This window comes from Ruminococcus sp. YE71, from assembly GCF_900119155.1.
Lineage (GTDB): Bacteria > Bacillota > Clostridia > Oscillospirales > Ruminococcaceae > YE71.
Genome location: NZ_FPIR01000036.1, coordinates 1 through 14,728, shown reverse-complemented (window position 1 = coordinate 14,728; position 14,728 = coordinate 1). Strand labels below are relative to the sequence as shown.

General features: G+C 44.0%; 20 protein-coding genes. 16 read left to right on the top strand and 4 right to left on the bottom strand.

All coding sequences use genetic code 11. The features are described 5' to 3' along the window. From BT142_RS18055 to BT142_RS18015, 9 genes are all read left to right on the top strand, one after another. Positions 1 to 462 (top strand): IS1595 family transposase (locus BT142_RS18055; RefSeq protein ID WP_207647534.1); only part of this gene is annotated, 462 nt, incomplete at its 5' end. A 715-nt stretch (positions 463 to 1,177) separates the two neighbouring features. Beyond that, positions 1,178 to 1,438 (top strand): hypothetical protein, encoded by a 261-nt coding sequence (locus tag BT142_RS18050; protein ID WP_072419547.1) that lies wholly within the window; start codon positions 1,178 to 1,180, stop codon positions 1,436 to 1,438. A gap of 17 nt (positions 1,439 to 1,455) precedes the next feature. Continuing rightward, the gene (locus tag BT142_RS18045) at positions 1,456 to 2,361 is read left to right on the top strand and encodes a hypothetical protein (RefSeq protein ID WP_242872039.1); all 906 of its coding nucleotides are present in this window, start codon (positions 1,456 to 1,458) and stop codon (positions 2,359 to 2,361) included. Positions 2,362 to 2,535: 174 nt separating this feature from the next. After that, on the top strand, positions 2,536 to 3,111 hold the full coding sequence (locus BT142_RS18040) for a TetR/AcrR family transcriptional regulator (RefSeq protein WP_072419546.1): 576 nt from the start codon (positions 2,536 to 2,538) through the stop codon (positions 3,109 to 3,111). Positions 3,112 to 3,126: 15 nt separating this feature from the next. After that, complete coding sequence (locus BT142_RS18035; RefSeq protein ID WP_072419545.1) at positions 3,127 to 4,320, top strand: hypothetical protein; 1,194 nt, start codon at positions 3,127 to 3,129, stop codon at positions 4,318 to 4,320. 277 nt (positions 4,321 to 4,597) lie between these two features. Then, the gene (locus tag BT142_RS18030) at positions 4,598 to 4,792 is read left to right on the top strand and encodes a hypothetical protein (protein WP_242872038.1); all 195 of its coding nucleotides are present in this window, start codon (positions 4,598 to 4,600) and stop codon (positions 4,790 to 4,792) included. A 431-nt stretch (positions 4,793 to 5,223) separates the two neighbouring features. After that, positions 5,224 to 5,424: a hypothetical protein gene (locus tag BT142_RS19450; RefSeq protein WP_072419544.1), complete on the top strand. Its 201-nt coding sequence runs from the start codon at positions 5,224 to 5,226 to the stop codon at positions 5,422 to 5,424. Between the two features lie 213 nt (positions 5,425 to 5,637). Further along, positions 5,638 to 6,105 (top strand): helix-turn-helix domain-containing protein, encoded by a 468-nt coding sequence (locus BT142_RS18020; RefSeq protein WP_072419543.1) that lies wholly within the window; start codon positions 5,638 to 5,640, stop codon positions 6,103 to 6,105. Beyond that, positions 6,098 to 6,517, top strand: a complete 420-nt coding sequence (locus BT142_RS18015; protein ID WP_072419542.1) for a hypothetical protein — start codon at positions 6,098 to 6,100, stop codon at positions 6,515 to 6,517. Before BT142_RS18020 ends, BT142_RS18015 begins: the two co-directional genes overlap by 8 nt. 1,067 nt (positions 6,518 to 7,584) lie before the next feature. On the opposite strand, the gene BT142_RS18005 is transcribed toward BT142_RS18015, so the two are convergent. Beyond that, positions 7,585 to 9,096 carry a recombinase family protein gene (locus BT142_RS18005; RefSeq protein ID WP_072419540.1) on the bottom strand — a complete coding sequence of 504 codons (1,512 nt, stop codon included), beginning with the start codon at positions 9,094 to 9,096 and terminating at the stop codon, positions 7,585 to 7,587. Between the two features lie 163 nt (positions 9,097 to 9,259). Beyond that, the gene (locus BT142_RS18000; protein WP_072419539.1) at positions 9,260 to 9,496 is read right to left on the bottom strand and encodes a hypothetical protein; all 237 of its coding nucleotides are present in this window, start codon (positions 9,494 to 9,496) and stop codon (positions 9,260 to 9,262) included. Positions 9,497 to 9,669: 173 nt separating this feature from the next. Between BT142_RS18000 and BT142_RS17995 the strand changes: the two genes are divergently transcribed. Beyond that, on the top strand, positions 9,670 to 10,560 hold the full coding sequence (locus tag BT142_RS17995) for an alpha/beta fold hydrolase (protein ID WP_072419538.1): 891 nt from the start codon (positions 9,670 to 9,672) through the stop codon (positions 10,558 to 10,560). A 13-nt stretch (positions 10,561 to 10,573) separates the two neighbouring features. Here BT142_RS17995 and BT142_RS17990 read toward each other — a convergent pair whose 3' ends face one another. Continuing rightward, a complete protein-coding gene (locus tag BT142_RS17990; protein ID WP_242872040.1) occupies positions 10,574 to 11,917 on the bottom strand; it encodes a relaxase/mobilization nuclease domain-containing protein in 1,344 nt (447 codons plus the stop codon). Between the two features lie 35 nt (positions 11,918 to 11,952). Beyond that, positions 11,953 to 12,294, bottom strand: coding sequence for a plasmid mobilization protein (gene mobC / locus BT142_RS17985; protein ID WP_072419536.1), 342 nt, complete (start codon positions 12,292 to 12,294; stop codon positions 11,953 to 11,955). A gap of 540 nt (positions 12,295 to 12,834) precedes the next feature. Between mobC and BT142_RS17980 the strand changes: the two genes are divergently transcribed. Genes BT142_RS17980 through BT142_RS19960 form a run of 6 tightly spaced genes read left to right on the top strand, consistent with a single transcriptional unit; the run spans position 12,835 to position 14,551 of the window. Then, positions 12,835 to 13,449, top strand: coding sequence for a CHC2 zinc finger domain-containing protein (locus tag BT142_RS17980; protein WP_072419535.1), 615 nt, complete (start codon positions 12,835 to 12,837; stop codon positions 13,447 to 13,449). A gap of 19 nt (positions 13,450 to 13,468) precedes the next feature. Further along, positions 13,469 to 13,570: a DUF3789 domain-containing protein gene (locus tag BT142_RS19825; RefSeq protein ID WP_242872037.1), complete on the top strand. Its 102-nt coding sequence runs from the start codon at positions 13,469 to 13,471 to the stop codon at positions 13,568 to 13,570. Then, a complete protein-coding gene (locus tag BT142_RS17975) occupies positions 13,560 to 13,952 on the top strand; it encodes a hypothetical protein (protein ID WP_072419534.1) in 393 nt (130 codons plus the stop codon). Before BT142_RS19825 ends, BT142_RS17975 begins: the two co-directional genes overlap by 11 nt. Then, a complete protein-coding gene (locus tag BT142_RS17970; RefSeq protein WP_072419533.1) occupies positions 13,945 to 14,130 on the top strand; it encodes a hypothetical protein in 186 nt (61 codons plus the stop codon). Before BT142_RS17975 ends, BT142_RS17970 begins: the two co-directional genes overlap by 8 nt. Then, positions 14,130 to 14,375, top strand: a complete 246-nt coding sequence (locus tag BT142_RS17965) for an HU family DNA-binding protein (RefSeq protein WP_072419532.1) — start codon at positions 14,130 to 14,132, stop codon at positions 14,373 to 14,375. The genes BT142_RS17970 and BT142_RS17965 overlap by 1 nt, the downstream gene beginning before the upstream one ends. A gap of 41 nt (positions 14,376 to 14,416) precedes the next feature. Beyond that, entirely contained in the window at positions 14,417 to 14,551 is a 135-nt protein-coding gene (locus BT142_RS19960; RefSeq protein WP_278277342.1) for a hypothetical protein, read from the top strand. Positions 14,552 to 14,728 lie beyond the last annotated feature (177 nt).

Here is a 14,728-nt window from a genome sequence, read left to right as displayed (position 1 = left end):
CGTCGTCCCCCTCATGGGGGACGTGGATTGAAATTGAGCTTTTGGGTCGGGGTGCAGAACCTTAACCTAGTCGTCATGGTTGCACTTTCTGTGACCGAGAACCACAAGATGAGATATGCGAAAATGGTTTCAGTACCAAATTTGAAAGGCGTTACCGTCGGAAAAATTGCGTCAAAAAGTATCAGAGAAGGTTCGGTGATCGAGAGCGACAATGCAAGTTCATACAAAAAACCGCTCACTGACAAGTATTTCCACAAATTCAAGACCTACGATGCGAAGGACTACGATCGGAAAGAGCTGCATATCGTGATCTCAAACATGAAGCGAATGATCGCCGGAACATATTTCAGTGTCAGTCCGAAGCATATTGACCTGTATCTTGCTGAGTATTGCTATCGGTTTAACAGGCGTGTCGTTGGCGAAATTGGTTTCCTGAATTTGATGTCGGCTATGGTGAAGTGAGGTTTTGCTTGATTTTTGATAATTGTGAGGGAGTGGGATAACCATATTTGGTATTTTCGCTCGCTGTGCGGCGCAAAATACAATGCTTGTTTTTTTTTTCACACTGTCGTGCGTTTTTCTGCCAGCGTGATTTTGCTTATCCGCAGGCTTTCGCTGCACCGTCAGCGAATTTGGAGCGACAGCGACTTATCTTCACCGCCGCTTCGGTCGGCGGTCATTCTCACTCACTCACCTGCGTGAGGACTTTTTTCTGTCACAATCAGTATTCTAAACTGGCTCGGCGCAGTTATAGCGCAACTTGGGCGGCAGTTTGATGAAAGTGGGTATTGCTTTTTCGAGGGTGGTGTGGTATAAATTCAGTCAAATGGAACTAAGTGGAACGAAGTGAACTCAAATGGACTTAAATGCCCGTAAAATCAACACTTTTTATGGTAGAAAGTCTAAAACTCCCGAAATAACGTAATCTCGAAGTAATCACAAATTCATCAAAACTTGGTAGAAAGACGGTAGAAATGCCACTCTGCCAAAGTTGGTAGAAAATCTAAAAAGTTGGTAGAAAGCCTGTTGACAACCCCAAAAATGGACTTAGCGGATAGTGTTTCATACAAGTGAAGCGCTGTCCGCTATTTTTATGCCCAAAATTGAATATCGTACTACGCTTCTCAGCAATGAGGAGCGTTTTTCTTTTTCAGAATGAAGTCAAGGAGGTCTTTCTATGCAGAAACCTATGAGAATCGTTGTGAACGACCACGGTGTACTCACCCTGCCGGCTTATGCGATCCTCGACAATATGCTCAATGTTCCCGAGAGGGACTACCGCACGTTTGAGGAGATGTGTTCTTTCTTTCCGAAGGACGAGCCGTCAACGGTCAGAAATGCTCTGACGGAGCTTAAAGACGAAAAGTACGTTATCATCATTCACGGCAACACCTATGCAGTGAACAAGCTGCGTATACCGAATATGAAGCTGCGATAACTGACAGGGTGATAAAAATGGGCAAGAAAACAAAAAAGAGCAAGACCATATCATCATCGGTCTGCCGTGTACATAAATTGAAAAACTTTACTCTGCTGAGTAATTCGTTCCTGCGGTCATCAAACCTCAGTCTGGCTTCTGTCGGTCTGCTGGGCCGTGTAATGGGACTTCCCGAAGAATGGGACTACTCGATCAAGGGTCTTTCTTCTATCTGCAAAGAGGGAGAAACAGCTATTGAGACCGTCCTGAAAGACTTGCAGGAGTGGGGCTATCTCAAAATATCAAAGCTCTACCCGAACGAGACCGAGGACGGCAGGATACATTATGTCTATGATTTCTATGAAAGTTCGGAGAAGGACAAGACACTTTCCTGCACTGTTATGGCTGAGGGCAATATGCCTTCCAATAAGTCCAAGCGCTGCCGTGTCAATAAGACCGACAACTTTACCATAGTAAGCAGTCTGCTTCTCCGTTCTAAGGCGATCAGCCTGAAATCCCTCGGTCTGCTCCTGAGAGTTCTTTCCTTTCCCGATGATTGGGATTACTCCGTTGCAGGGCTTGTGTTCATCTGCAAAGAGGGCAAGACGGCTATCGACTCTGCACTGAAAGAACTGAAAAACATAGGCTATCTGGTGGTCACCAAGCTGTATGCCAATATGACGGCAAGCAAGGGTATTGAGTACGTCTATGCCTTGCTTGACAACAGTATCACCTTTAATGAGATACGTTTTATCGTTGATTCGATCTCCATAAACAAGTTCCTGAGTTCAGCTCAGAATGCCGGCATAAACCGAAAGCTGTACCTCTGGATAATGCAGTACGGTGACGGAGTTGAGCTGGTCGCTCCTGCAAAGGAAAGGGCTGAGTATTTGAATGAGGTCAGAAAAATGCTCGGTGCATATCCCGAGATCGTTGTGCAATAGTGTTTTTATCTGACTTTCCGTGCAACTGTCATGCAACTCCCGTGCAACCACAAATGGAAAACAGGAATTACTGCACAAATTCACCCTATGTGGACAGGTTCTAAGTTGACAATCAGAACAATGTGTGATATAATAGCTAATACGATTAGCTTTTAAGCTGAAAGGAGTAGCTGTATGAGAACAGGTCTTGACAAGGAAAAAATTATCCTAAGAGCAGCAGAACTGGCTGACAAAAAAGGTTCTTCCGATATCACCATGAAGGAACTTGCTGATGAGCTTGGGATAAAGCCGCCTTCGCTCTATAAGCATTTCAGCGGAGGACTCGATGAACTCAGCAGGGAACTTATGCTCTGCGGCTGGCGTATGCTCGATGCAGAGATAACAAAAGCCGTTATCGGCAAGGCTAAGGACGATGCAGTAACGGCTCTCTGCTATGCTTACCGGGATTTCGTCCTGAAACATAAGGGACTTTATGAGGCGATGCAGTGGTACGATATGTTTCAGTCAAAGGAACATATGAAAGCCTGCGAGGGTGCAGTCGATGTCATGTACCGCTCGCTCAGTTCGTATGATCTGACAAATGAGCAGAAAATACATACAGTCAGGCTTGTAAGAGCCTTTTTGCAGGGATTTTCCACGATAGAAGCACATACAGCTCATGATAAGCCTGTCCCTCTGGACGATTCATTTGATTTCGCACTCAGAACGATACTCAGAGGCATTGCCGATATGCAGAAAAGATCACAGTGAAAAAGGAGAAAGACAATGGAAAAAGAAAATCTGCCAATAGACGAAATGCCCGAAAAAGCACACAAAAAAATACATAACATCAGTTTTACTTTTACGGCACTGATGATCGGGGTGGTGCTGTTTTTTATCAGTCAGTCGCTCTTCCTGCTGTTCATTGTTGACGATGAGGTAAAGTCTGCAATATTCGGAGACGAAAAATCTGCTTCGGAAGTGACTTCCGATAAGGATCTCGGACACGATTACTGCGGAACGTTCTACATATGGCTCACAGTGGAGAACAATTACGGCTCTGCCGAAAATTTCCTGTCTGCGGAAAAGGCGACAGACCTTGCAGTAAATAAACCACTGACCATAGCAGAATTAGCTGCATACATACTGATATTCGTCTGCATCACCCTTGCATTCCGGAAAGCCAACAAAAGGCGATTCTTCGGGCAGAACGGCTGGCGGCTCATTATGACGGCAGGTATCGCTCTGCTAATAAAAGGCATCTGGACGGTGATAATACGGATATATCTGCTGAACGCCGAACAGCCGTATGTCGCAGGGATATTTGAGAACAGAAGATACTACTGCCAGATATATCAGACTTTCGGCATACCGGCGATCTTAATAATGACGGCACTCATCACAAGACAGCACTCGCTGAACGTTCAGAAAAAAGACTCGTCAGGCAATGCAAAGGCACTTAAAATATTCTCCGTGCTTATCGGGGCAGTCGCTTCGGTATTCATGCTGACAAGGCTCACTGTGAGGATATATGAGATAATAAACTATAAATCTCACGATGCGATGCTCCCGTTTTATTTCGATCTGCTGACGCTTCCGAGAGAACTGGCAGATTCTCCGGAAACATACCGTGACCTGCTGATATTCAGGCTGATAAAAGACCTGTCCGTATTCATCGCCTCCGCTGTGACAGTCATTCTGATGATAATGATAATGCTCTCATCTGCCCGGAATGAGATCAACACAAGGAAGAACATGAAGCGGTTCAATATCAGTATGCTCGTGCTGTTCATATCATCGCTCATCTTCAATATCCTCGGCCTGCATGAGGTGGATATCTTCAATGAGCATTTCAGCGGTGTATACGGATATGTGGTCTATACGATAGGCCTGCGTGCATTGTGCGATCCGGTGCTTTATGTTATCTTCCTGTGGTTCGTCAGAACTTTCGTGAGCATATCGGGAAAAGAAGAACAGTAAATATGATAAATTTTCAGGGAATGTCCGGACGGCATTCCCTGCGTATATCGGCAAATGCGTCAAAGGCAGCCCCTACAAAATAGTTACAGTATTTTCATACATAATTAAGGACTGAGCGAAGGAAGACCACCCGCCTGTAAAGACTATCAACGGACAATGGGGTGCAGGGTATGATATCCCCTGTGAATTTAAACAGGAATTACTGCACAAATGGTGCTTGACACTCCCGTTCCACTGTTGTATAATAATACAAGTGTGTTTTTAGGAGGTCATAGCAATGATAGATGAAGTAACAGCCGGAGCAAAGGTCAAGCTCAGAGAGAAGATAAGTGATAGTGTTCCCGTTGGCAGCATCGCCACGGTCTTATACATCGACGATCTCGACAATGTTTTCATAGAATGGGTGAGCAATGGACGGCTGACTTCGTTCTCAAAGAAGAACTTCAAGAGCCTGTTCGATGCAACGGAATAATATAGATGTGACGGAGCTGTTGCTATTAAGGCAACGGCTCTTTTCATTTCCAGAAGTACAAATTTTGTCCATCTGAAATGTTATAATAAAATTTTAGGAATAATCGATCAGAAGTGAAAATTTTGTCCACCTGCTTTGATATAATGATAGCAGACAGAAAAACTCTATGCTTTTGTGAGATCATATCAGTTCCGAGCAAGACATGAGAAGCAAATGATTTGTTCTTGGAGGTGGTCAAGATGAGTTGTACAGTAACAAACACATAGCTATCTGCAAAGATTGCCGTGGGCATTGTTTTGTGCTTCACAAGAGAAATCAGTCTGAGGGAAAATATCCGATGACGAAAGAGTTATCCGGGCGGTCTGAGCAGTTCAGGCCGCCCTTTTTCTGTCTGTAAATTCGGAAGGAGGGATATAAAATGTAAAATTTTTATGAACATTCCACCCTATGTGGCATTGGCGGAGAAGCGCAGCACACTGCTTTTGCCCATGCCTGCGGCGCTTTTTGAACTTCTCTATGTTTTGACTTCTTTTTGTGGAAAACTCCGTTTCTCTTGTAAAATCAAGAAAAAGAGAAAAGTGGGTATGCCACTTGGAGTGGCACTGCAAAGTTTGATTTTTCGGCTGTTATAGTGCATAATAGAAGATGTAGCGTTATGAGCCTACAACACTTATTGTGCCTGTCTGCGCAGAGGAATCTCGGTCATAATAAGCTGAACTGAATACATGGTCAATCAAATGGTACTGAGAGTTTGGTTGTCGGACGGGATACTGCCCGAATGACAGGCTAACTATGTTCATTTGCGTAAATCTCGTCTTAAATCAACGATAAGGAGAGATTTACCGATGAGCGATAACAATGACGGACTCTATGTAAGGCTCTTCACGGAACGTGAGGAGCCGGAGGACTATGAACGTTACATACACGGGCCTAAGCCTGATTCGGACACAATAGGCAAAGCATTGAAGCGATTTTCAGATGACAGCGGTATCACTCAGGGACAGATCTCACTGCTGACGGGGATTTCGAGGTCATGTCTTTATTACTACTGCAAAGACCAGAGGAAAATCGGCTATGAAAACCTTATATTGCTCTGTGTAGCGCTCAGGCTTCACCCTCTTAGGCAGGAATATCTGTTCAGCTTAACTCCCCATAAGATACGCAAAAGTGATCCAAGATACAGTATAATCCGCCTTTTCCTTGCAAACTGTGCATTTATGGAGAAATACACGGTCAAGGCACTTAATGAGTGCATTAAGGCTAAGGGCAAAGAACCGCTTATCTCTAAAAAGAGGGCAGGCGGGAATGAGTAAGTTTCAGTATACACACTTCGGTGATGAAGTTCCGAGAGAGGTGGAGAAAGAATACAACCGCATGGGGCGGAGGGAGCATTACCTTGAAGAACAGGACGCTGCACACGATGTTATGTACCTCGACCACAAGGACATTAGCAGGATACCCGATTATCCTGCCGATGAGCTGTCTCCGGCTGATCTGCTCAGAGAAGCAAGGCTCTGCTATCTGCCAGTAGCATTGGAGCTGATGAGAATGGACTATCCCTTTGAATACCAGCTTATCAGGGACTATTATCTGTCTGAAAAGACGGTATCTATGATGTATCTGGCTAAGAAATATGCTGTATCACCGAAGAAAGTCGAGTACAGGATCAACAAAGCCAAGAGACTGCTTAGAAAGTACATCATAGCGCACGAAAATGAAGAATGATTTTTGTGCATAACAACGATTTTTTCTTTTCAGCCGAAAAAACACTCTCAAATCATGAGGAAATCTTCGTTTTTTTCGGTTATAGAGTAGAGGGGTGTGAGCTGTGAGGTCAACCTACAGTTCTGCTGTTGACAATTAGACTTGCTAACAAAGACCTCAGCTATGCTTCTCAAATCTCCTTTCTATGTTTTGGTATCAGGAACGGCAGGCAGTTATGCCCATTTGCTGACCTGCTGTTCCGAGGTACTTATCAATCAAGACTTCATGTTTACTCCTATTTTCTAATAGACGGCTGATGTGCCGTCGGGAGCTTCTATTCCTCGGAGTAGGAGCTGCCAACAGTACATCAATCTTTGGACATAAAAATAACCGACAGACTTGTCTGCCGACAGGCAGACGATGTACTCAGTATCTTGAAAACTGAATATGGAACACTAACGCTGAATTGTTTTCTTTTTCTTCCTGAGAGGAGAATAACCATGCGAAAGAATAAAACGAAAGATATGTATCGAATGATGTTCCCAAACTATCCCGATGTTGTGACAGTAAAGGAAGTCAGTGAGATGCTACATCTTAGCACAAAGAAAGTATATCAATTGGTAAAAGCCAATCGGATAGAAAGAATACCTTGCGGCAGGATCATCAAGATCACCAAAACTGCCGTAATAAGTTTCGTTCTGCAAAGCGCACAAGAATCGGGTGATTCCTCAGTGTAATGCGCTGAAAAAGAGAGAAAGCGGCAGATCTTTATTGAATTATATGAGAAATCATGATATAATATAGAAGTCAACAGTCAGACTACCGCTTTCAGCAACAGGAGGAATAGAAAATGAAAGGTATCTCCTTTTTGCTGATATAACTCTAGTCAGCTTGAATTTAAAGCTATTAGAGTGTATAATTATAACTGCAAGAATTTTTTTTCAGAACAGTAAAACTATTTCATTCTCTGTTTCGTATATATTATCAGAAGCCACAAAAGGGGGTGTGCCAATGTCCGGTGACAAACATCTGATACGTCGTATCAAGCGCGGAAATCAAAAAGCGGCTGATGAGCTATTTGAACGATATTAAATATCCATTACGCCCTCATCCTGAGCGACTATCATTTCAAGCAGTTCCTTGAACATATCAGTATTATCAAGATCGAACGTCATGCTTTTCAAAGTGGCGATATGCCCCTTGACTGTTTCGAGTTGCCTGCGGTTAATATCTCCGATGTTTTTGCTTTCATAAATCTTTTTTTGAAGCTCGCCTATCTCCGATTCGTATTTGGTGGTCTGATTTCTAAGGTCGTCCTTTGTTATCAGACCTTCGAGCATCAGGTCGATAGCCTTTTCTTTCTTCTTGCCGAGCTTCTCTATTTCCGCCAGCAAAGGTTCGATGTCGATTACGATGTTATCCCGCTGGATAGTATCAATATCATTTTTGAGGGTGGCGATAATTTCATCTCTTTGAGTGTCGATATATCCGAGCACATATTTCATACACGCAACAAATACCTTTTCGGACATATTTTTCATATCACAGCCGTACTGTTTTCCGTTCGGTTCATATCGTATATCTTTTCCGTAGGTTTGACGGTTCGAGCAGTGCATTTGGTAGTAGTCTCCGCTTTTATTCGAATTCGTAAACCTTGAACCACATTTTCCGCAGAATACCTTACCGCTGAACCAGTGTGTATTGGAATGGTGTGACCTTTCATTTCTCAGCTGTGATCTCTTTTCTCGTATCTCCTCAGCCTTTTCAAAAAGCTCCCTTGATATAATGCCCTCGTGAGTATTTTCAAGAGCAATCAAAGAGGATTCGGTGCTGTCTTCTTCGGAAGTCCTGACGCGGTGTTTTGTCAGGAAATCTGTCGAGTGTGTTCTCCACTGCAAGAGATCGCCGCAATACTTTGGGTTATTCAGAATGTGACCGATAGAGTCCTGTCTGAATAAGCCGCCGAATGTCGTGCGAAAACCGTCTTCATTTAGCCCTTTTGCAATACTGCTCATGCCCTTGTCCTCATAAACATATTCGTGAAATTTCCTGCGGACAATTTCGGCTTCCTCCGGCACTAATATCAGCTTACCCTCCTTTATCGTATATCCGAGCAGCTTTCCGTTTCCGAATACAACTCCGTTTTTCATACTGCGTCGAATACCCCACTTGACACGCTCGGATATCTTTCGGGATTCTTCTTGGGCGAGGCTCGCCATAATTGATAATCTCAGCTCGCCGTCCTTGTCATCAGTATCAATTCCGTCACTCATGAATATAACATTGATACCCAACTGTGACAGCTTTCGGGTATAAGTCAAGGTGTCGATGGTATTTCTTGCAAAACGGCTGACTTCTTTCGTAAGTACGGTGTCGATCATTCCACGCTCACAATCGGTTATCATTTTATTAAACCCATCACGATGCGCGGTAGATGTTCCTGTGATACCCTCATCGTAGTAAACGTCGATCAGTTCCCAATCTTCTCGCTGATTTATGTACTCCTCGAAGAACTGACGCTGAGCCGTTAAAGAGTGGATCTGATCACTTAGATCAGTCGAAACGCGGCAGTAAGCCGCTACTTTTTTCTTTCTATACATTGTACCTCCTCTCCCCATTAATACGGGAAACGTTTCCCCTCTGCTATTATAATTTTACACTTTAAAGCGCTACTTGTCAAGCCGTATTTATAAGTTTCTTATATAAATATATGAAACCGTGATATGTTAATAGCAGAGGGTAAACCGTTATTATCTTTTGTTCTTACGCCGCAGGATTGTTGTTATCATCATCATTATCAGCGGCAATATTATCCGTCTTGACGGTATTCATATCTATCAGCCTTTCAAGCTGGCTGTCTGTGAGAAGCCCCTGCTTGTGGAAAGCCTTGTAATATCCGATCTTCATCGCTCGGATAAAAGCCTGACGGCTCTCCTCGGATATTTCGGGCATGGGTATGTTAGCTGTGTTATTATCTTTTGATTCTGTTATTATCTTCAATAGTTTTCTCCTCATATTTGCTGTTATTAATTTCGGTTGTGGGTGAATGATAATGCTACATAAAACATTTCAATCAAGTCCTTTCGTAATAAATTTTTATTCCTCTGTTGACGGTGCAGGCGGAATATGATATAATTATTTGTGTAAATGAAGTGAATTTAAGGGGCGATACTATGCTGGATTACGGAACGATAGCTAAAGTCGGAAATACCGATATAAATGTTTATACCGAAGGCAGCGGCAGCAGCACGATCATTTTTATGGCGGGTTCGGGAGTCGGGTGTCCCGCGCTCGAATATAAGCCTTTGTACAGCAGAATGTCCGATAAATTCCGTATTGCGGTAGTCGAGAAAGCGGGTTACGGATTAAGCGGCAAGGCGCAGACCGAAAGAACGATCGAGAACCTTGTCGAAGAAAGTCGAGCCGCTCTGAGATACCTGCACATTGAACCGCCCTATATCCTTGCGCCCCATTCCTATTCCGGCTTTGAGGCAATATGGTGGGCTAATACCTATCCCGATGAGGTCATCGCAGTGATCGGGATAGATATGGGCTTTCCGAACATGATGAGTGCTCAGGCGAAAGAGATACCTCACGATAAAAAGAAAGCTATGGTCGATAAGTCGAGGTCGCTCATGCAAAGAATCGCGAAGCGAGGGCTTCTCGATAAGCTGCTCAGGAACAAAACGGTCAATGCTTCGGGTCTGCTGACAGGCAGCGAGCTTACGCCGGAAGAAAAGCAGACCTATGAGGAAGTATACTACAAGAACGTCGCGAGTGAAGCCGTGTTCGAGGAGTCGATACTCGCAGAAGCGAACGCTGAAAAGGCTCAGAGCACGGGGTACCTGAGATGCCCCGCCTGCTTTATCGTAAGCAATATGAGATCACCCGTTAAAGCTCTTACATGGCAGCAGGCGGCAAAGGATTACGCAGAGCAGTGTTATGCGGAGATACATCTTCTTGACGAAGATCATATGCTGTATGCCAGAATTCCCGAAAAGGTCGCGGAAATATTTTTAGCTTTCCTTCGGGAAAAGTTTGAGATAGCAAAAGAAAATATGTAGATAGTCATCTCATTTATCGGCTTTTCTTCTTATTCTTCTTGATCTGCTCCTGCCGCTGTCTTTCTTCCTCGACAAGCCTTTCGATGTAGTCCTCCTGCGATACATCTTTCTTGTAGGTATCCCTAATATCGCAGTACACATCATACGTCAGCCGACAATCATTGATCTTTTCACGTCGGGCTGCGATCATCTTGTTAAGGTTATCGGTGCGGTCGCGCAGACGTATCATGTCGGCTTGTGTAAGTATCCCGCCGCTCTGAACCGCTTGCTTGCATACTGACAGCTTCATCTTCTCCATGTCGGAGAGCTCGGTCTTTACCGAAAGCGCAAAGTATTCCTGCGCCTGTTCCAATATACTCACCATTCGGTTGTGTTCCTCAATGTAGTTATTTATCTCCTGACGCTGCTTTTCATATTCAGCACGGAGTTTTGAAATTTTACCCTCCAGGTCTCCAATAGAAGTGATTTTATCTTTATTGATGACGGACAGCTGTGCCGACAGTCTATACACATCAAGATCGTTATCTACAGAGTACGCCGCTGTTACGATTTGCTTGCGAGGAACTTTTTTGTTTTGCACCGCAAGTATGCGAACATCTTCTATAACTGCGATATACGCTGTTCTCAATTGCGACTTGCTATCCTGCGTGGGCGTAGTTCCTGTACCTACCTTACGATAGAGTATTCTTGTAATAAGGCTTTCCTCTGTATATTCTTCTCCGAGTGTTTTCGTTCGGACAAAGCGTTCCTGTCCCGGGGCTCGAATAGAGATGTACTTTCCTCGCTTGATTTCATAGCCACGTTCCTCAAGCAACTGTAAAAGTTCATCGAGTGAATTAACAGAGCCTATCAGCTCGTCGATAGCCTTTCGTATCTGCTCTTTCCACGATGTCCCGTTCTTTTGCTGTTCCCATTCAAAGTAATTAATCGACTGTCCCTTGTTCTCGAAGTTTAGCGCAGGGGTCACACCGAATGCACGGCATACACCATTTACATTTTCTCTTGCTTGCCGCCGAGAGTTGCGACAGGCATAATATTTTTGCCCAGACAGCGAGTAAGAGTTAAGTATCACATGACAATGCACATGAGAACGATCAACGTGTGTTGCAATGACTGCCTGTGCGTCCTCTCCGAAGTTCTTTCGGACGAAAGCCTTGGCTATCTTGTGTGCGAGTTCAGGCGTGACATTTTCCGAATCGGCAAAGCTCATAATGTAATGAATTGCCTTTACTGAACCTTTGCCCTCTAGCGGCAAAGGGCTGCTGTACTTGTCACGTGCATACTGCTCATATACCAGTCTCATCTGATTAAAGGCTTGCTCCGCATTTGTGGTGCAGTTTATCGAAGTCGTATACAACAAATTTTCGGTCTTGTCCGGATTTAAGATATAGGCTAGACTTTTGTTGACCGAAGTATGGATAGAGATTGATTTAAGATAAGGAATAGGCTCTCACACTCCTCCTGCAGTTTTTCTATATCTGCCGCATATATGTTGTTCGTTTCATTTGCTTTCTTGGCGATCTGGTTTATGTTGTTGGAAATTATGCGCATACCGTTCAGCAGAGGGGCGATCTCTTTCATGTCGTAAAAAGTCGGCTTCGCATTCAGTATCACCTGTCTCAGATATTTTGTAGTATCCGTGTGACACGCCTCAGCCCTGCGCTCGATGATCTCCCAATCCTTGATGTCGAAGTCGATCTCCTTGCGGTGTATCTGTTTGTACTTTCTTGCCATAGATTTGCTCCTTTAGTTTCTTATGGTTATTAATGTGTGCTCCATCGGCAGAGGGATATTGTTAAGGGCTCCGGGTCCCCTTAACAGCCAAATCGCAGGGGTACTGCGATTTTGGAAAGAGCCGTGATGCGAGTATACGGCTCTTTCTATACTTGCTTAAGTAGGCTCCGAAAAATAGGGTATCAAAAAGTTCGTTCATTTCTTTAGCCCGTATGGGCTGTAGCTTATAATCGTTCCGACCGCTGCGTATGCAGCGTTTTTTTTTATCCCCTTCATAAGTACCGACAAAATCACTCGAAAATATAAGCGGTCGGAGGGGTATGTTGAAATTATTTGTTTGAACACACAAAACGGGCGGGACAAAATTGTGCAAATAGTAGAATAAAAAATAATTTTGCCGAAAACGCTTATAAAATCGGCGATTTTTGTCGGTACTTATGAGAGGAACTGTTGAGCGCTGTTGATCTTTCGCCGGATTAACGGAGGCTGACCTATAAAAATCACAGGACTCTTGAACATAACTATTTCAAGGGAGGAGAGATGACAACAAATATCTTTCAGGACATAAAGGATAGGGTGGACCTCAGAGACCTTGTTCGCTATTACGGTCTTGATGTGAACCGAGGCGGCTTCGCCTGCTGCCCCTTTCACAACGAGCGCAACCCTTCTTTTAAAGTCTATGAAGATCATTTCCACTGCTTCGGCTGTGGGGAACATGGAGATCACGTTGATTTTGTTCAGAAGCTCTACGGACTTTCTAATATCGAAGCCGCAAAAAAGATAAGCTATGATTTTGGACTTGGACTCGAAAGAGGGAAATTTGCCACTCCCGTCAGACCGAGGATAATGAAAAAAGACGCTTTCACTCTGTGGCGCAACGATTGCATAAAAACAGTTATAGAGTATAAAAAGCTGCTGGAATATTGGAGCAGGATCTACGATCCTCGAAGTCCGATAGACAAGATTGATGACCGCTTTCTGGAAAGCGTCCACAATCGAGGGTATGCAGAATATTACCTCGAAACACTTTTGATCGGTTCCAAGCAGGAACAGCGTGAGCTCTATGAAATGGATAAAAGCTATCCTGATAAAATAAAAAAGCGGCTGGACAGTTTGGATTCTGTCAGCCGGAGCGCTTGCAAAAAAGCTATATGAAAAACGGAGGAAAAATAAAATGATAAAGTTTTTGATCGGCATGGTAGTCGGCGGTACTGTTGGATTCTTTACCGCAGCCCTGCTCGCTGTAAACAAGGAGAGTGATGATCATGGAGTTTGAAAACAGAGATACAAAAGTATTCATGTTTCTTGTCAGTACCTTTGTTGCGGACAAGAAGACTTATCTTCTGCCGACAAATGAGTTTTACAAGACTGACCCGACGAAAACGCTGCTCGGATATTTTGATGATGAATACATCTACCTGATACCGGGCGTTATAATCGGAATGTGCGAGGACTATCTGACCAAGATAGGCAAGCCACGGATAAATATTCAGAATGTTCTTAACACGCTGTTCAGAGCTAACTTAATAAAAGTCGGCTGGGTTATGCGCAAGGACATGAGATACCGCCCTGAGAAGCGTATCGGCGAGACTCGCCGCAGATACATCACCTTCATCAGAAAAGAACTGAAAGAACGGAAGGGGACTATCAATGCCTAATGAGAGAATAAAGAACGAAATGATACTCGCCGGCGTAAGCATAAACGAGCTTGCAGAGTATCTCGGTAAAACAGAGCAGGAGACTGTCGAGCTGCTGAACACCGAACTCGGCATCATGCAAAACTACAAGGTCATGCTGGCGGTCACGGAGATCGTGAGAGGGAAGGAGAGAACATAATGGATTCCATAGAATTTATGAGAGAGGTCGCAAAGCGCAAGGGCGTTTCAGAGATGACTGCCTACCGTTATGTAAATTCGGTCATGGATACTATACGACAGGTACTCGCCGAGGGTGAAGAAATAAAGATCGGCAGCTTTGGCAAGTTTACTGTTGTCACCGATTTGGAGGGCAACAAGACCGCCATGCTCTGCGCAAGCAAATCGTTGAAGCAAGCGCTCACAGCAGGGGAGGGGATAGTCTGAGCGAGGAAAAGAAGATAGTAAGAAATTACGGCGGCTGCGAGGTGACTCTGACTTTCAAGGAAACTGCCGAGGACATCAAGGAGCAGTTGCTTTGGCTCATGCTGGAAAACTACAAGGAGCGTATTGCACAGAAGGCGCTGGAATTAAATAATGAGGGTGAAAAGAAAACGGGCTGAATATGTGTCCTTAATAAAAAGGGGCTGTTGCACCCCAAAAAGAAAGAAAAAGAGCTTAGCGAACCCCGAAAGGTATAGCTAAGCTCTTCGTTTTGTGGTATAATTTAATTGCGAAAAAAATAACCCACGAAAGGATTGTACCATAAAAATGAGAAATTGTCAAGTACGTCTTAACAT